At 48.5% G+C, this 2,620-nt stretch carries 3 protein-coding genes; all 3 read left to right on the top strand.

Annotated features, from left to right (window positions below):
• Window positions 1-676, top strand: a 676-nt coding sequence (locus tag ACLEJW_RS23145; RefSeq protein WP_440778318.1) for a DUF2345 domain-containing protein, incomplete at its 5' end; no start/stop codon positions are given.
• Entirely contained in the window at window positions 673-1,662 is a 990-nt protein-coding gene (locus tag ACLEJW_RS23140; protein ID WP_440778317.1) for a DUF2515 family protein, read from the top strand. The genes ACLEJW_RS23145 and ACLEJW_RS23140, both read left to right, overlap by 4 nt.
• Window positions 1,655-2,515, top strand: coding sequence for a hypothetical protein (locus tag ACLEJW_RS23135; RefSeq protein ID WP_440778316.1), 861 nt, complete (start codon window positions 1,655-1,657; stop codon window positions 2,513-2,515). The genes ACLEJW_RS23140 and ACLEJW_RS23135 overlap by 8 nt, the downstream gene beginning before the upstream one ends.
• Window positions 2,516-2,620 lie beyond the last annotated feature (105 nt).

Raw genomic sequence — 2,620 nt, 5'->3', positions numbered from 1 at the left:
GGCCGATATCGCCACCGCCACGCCGCAGAACACCCACCTGCACAGTGGCAAGCACCTGACTGTGAGTACGGGTGAAGATGTCAGCATCGCCAGCGGTAAGTCATTGCTGGCCAGCGTGGTGCAAAGCATCAGCCTATTTGCGCAGAATGCCGGGGCCAAGCTGTTTGCCGCCAAGGGCAAGGTCGAACTGGAGGCACAAAGTGATGCCATGGAACTGACTGCGCTGCAGAGTATGAAGCTCACGTCGCTAGAACAGTTGATCGAAATGTCGGCGCAGAAAGAAATCCTGCTTACCAGCGGTGGTGCCTATATCCGCATCAAGGGCAGCAACATCGAGGTGCATGCGCCGGGGACCATCGACATCAAAGGGGCGAAGAAAACGCTGGATGGGCCGGCCAGCATGGAGCACTCGTTCAAGGAGCTACCCACCGGTCCTGACTCTGGCATGTATGACGAGCAGAACAGGTTGATGACCAGTTTCGGTGTTCCGCTGGAAAACGTGGCTGTCGAGTTCGACATTCCAGGAAAAGACAAGCAGGTTTACTTCACCGATCAGGAAGGTATGACACCCCGCCTTTTCAGCGACAAACCCGACGCGGCCAAGATGCGGCTTGTGCCCGATGAACTGGTGGTGCCAGCAGGCGCTGACAAATATGTGCCGAGAAACAAAGTATGAAACAAGATTTGAAATTCAACGAGCAAACGTGTTCCACGTCCGAATCAGACCTTCATTATACGGAGTTGTGGACACTCGGCCAACAAGAGGCGGTGCGTCGCCTATCGGTGAAAACCCGTATCGAGTTCAAAGGTACTGCACGCTATGAGTTGGTCAAAGATTTCAGCGCCCGAGCAGAGCGCATTGCTGGAAATTATGCGCGGATTTATCTTGAACTTGAGCGAAACGGCAAGCCTGCGCTAAAAGGTAGATTTTACTGGACTGGACTTGCTGCTTTTGCCAGTAAGCAGGTCATGTGCGCGCTAGACTATGCTAGCAACAGCAAGTGGCGATATACCGGAACAGCCACTCCTTTCTTTGAAACAACCAAAATGTATTTAGGAGAGGGTAACTTTTGGCTATTCCAAGATATTTTTGTATGGCACTGGTTCTATACAACATACCCCGATGAGTTCAAGGCAGCAGCTCTGGTACGCAACTGGGAAGATTACATTTGCGACTTCAAAACAAATTTTAAAGAACTGCCCTGGCTTGATGACGCGCTCCCAAAAATAAACAATCTACAAAAAACCGACCCACTTCTAGAGGGTTTTTCGCTGATTCCAGAAATTGAAAATCTAAAGCCAGGAAAGAAACGACGAGACATCCAACTAAATTCACTTATGGCTATTGCGAACCACGAACAAAAAGAGATTCTTCAACCTTTAATTTATGAAAGCTGGGCATTCCAAAAACTCTTGGACTTTCAGGCGTTGATGGAAGGTCATATGGGGGTGCCACGTCGTCTCGCTGCGATGAGCACCATGTGCGAAACCAACAATCCAGATTACGACATCGTAATGACCGAAGGAAAACTGTACAACAAAAATGAACGAATGGAATTTATTACTAGAATCGCAAATAGATACCATGAACTAATGCTGACAGAAGCAGACCACATGGAAAACAGCATCAAGACGATTTCCAGTTGGAGCGAGCATGTTTAAATTTGCATTGTACTTGGTGCTCTTTACACTTGCAGCTTGCGGAGATTCAAGCATGACCATAAAAAGCCCTGTAATTAGATTCGAAATGAACACCCCCGTCGGCCAAGCTATTTCTTCTTCTACAGCAAATTTCAAAAAAGACTGCATGCTTCGTCTCTGCATGTACGAATTTTCACTTCCATTCAGCGAGTCGCACCGTGCAAATCTCACTATCAGGTCAGCGACTGGCGATTTAGAATTCAACGACACCATCAGCACTACTCTCAGAACGTTTAACGGGGAAAAAATCGATAAAGCCAACGTCACACTGGGCGGCGTCGAACCAGATTCTGAGCACCTTCAGGCCATTAACTATTTTTATCAACAGATTGAAAAGCTGCAAGGATCTGGTTGGCAACGATACATCTTCCCTGACGAAGCGAGGCTTGCCGGAAATCAGGCAAAAAAATTTGACAACCCCAAGTCAATTTTTGGCGTTCCCGTAGTAACAGGGCCTTGGAATGATCCTTCATTGAGGTTAGACCAAGAGCAGTGGTTGACAATGCCAATGTTTAGCAGTTGGTATTTTTACAAGGATGGCGTTTACCTATTGCTTCGAGTTCAGCGTGAGAAAAGCGAGAGCGCACCATTAGAAAGAGGATCTTACTTGTTCACTCTTACATTTGAGTCAGAAACTGAATTTTATAAGGGTTTCGTGGAAGGCGAAAAAAATAGAGAACACTGGAAAGATCTTGTACCCGCCGAACTCAATCGCATGGCTCAGGAACGCGCTCAAACCGAAGCACGCCTGAAAAAAATGGGCATCGCCATCGATGAGGATTACCAGGACCCGCCCATCAAGGCCCTGGAATAACCACCCGATCAGTCCCCACTCAGGAGACCCTTTGTCATGGACCTGACCTTCGGCACCCCGCTCTCGCAGAGCGGCCGCCTGCTGCAGCTGACCACCCCATTGGGG

Origin of the sequence: Pseudomonas sp. SMSB3, from assembly GCF_052041965.1 — a bacterium.
Classification (GTDB): domain Bacteria; phylum Pseudomonadota; class Gammaproteobacteria; order Pseudomonadales; family Pseudomonadaceae; genus Aquipseudomonas.
The sequence above is the reverse complement of the archived record's forward strand: the minus strand, read 5'-3'. Positions and strand labels throughout refer to the sequence as shown.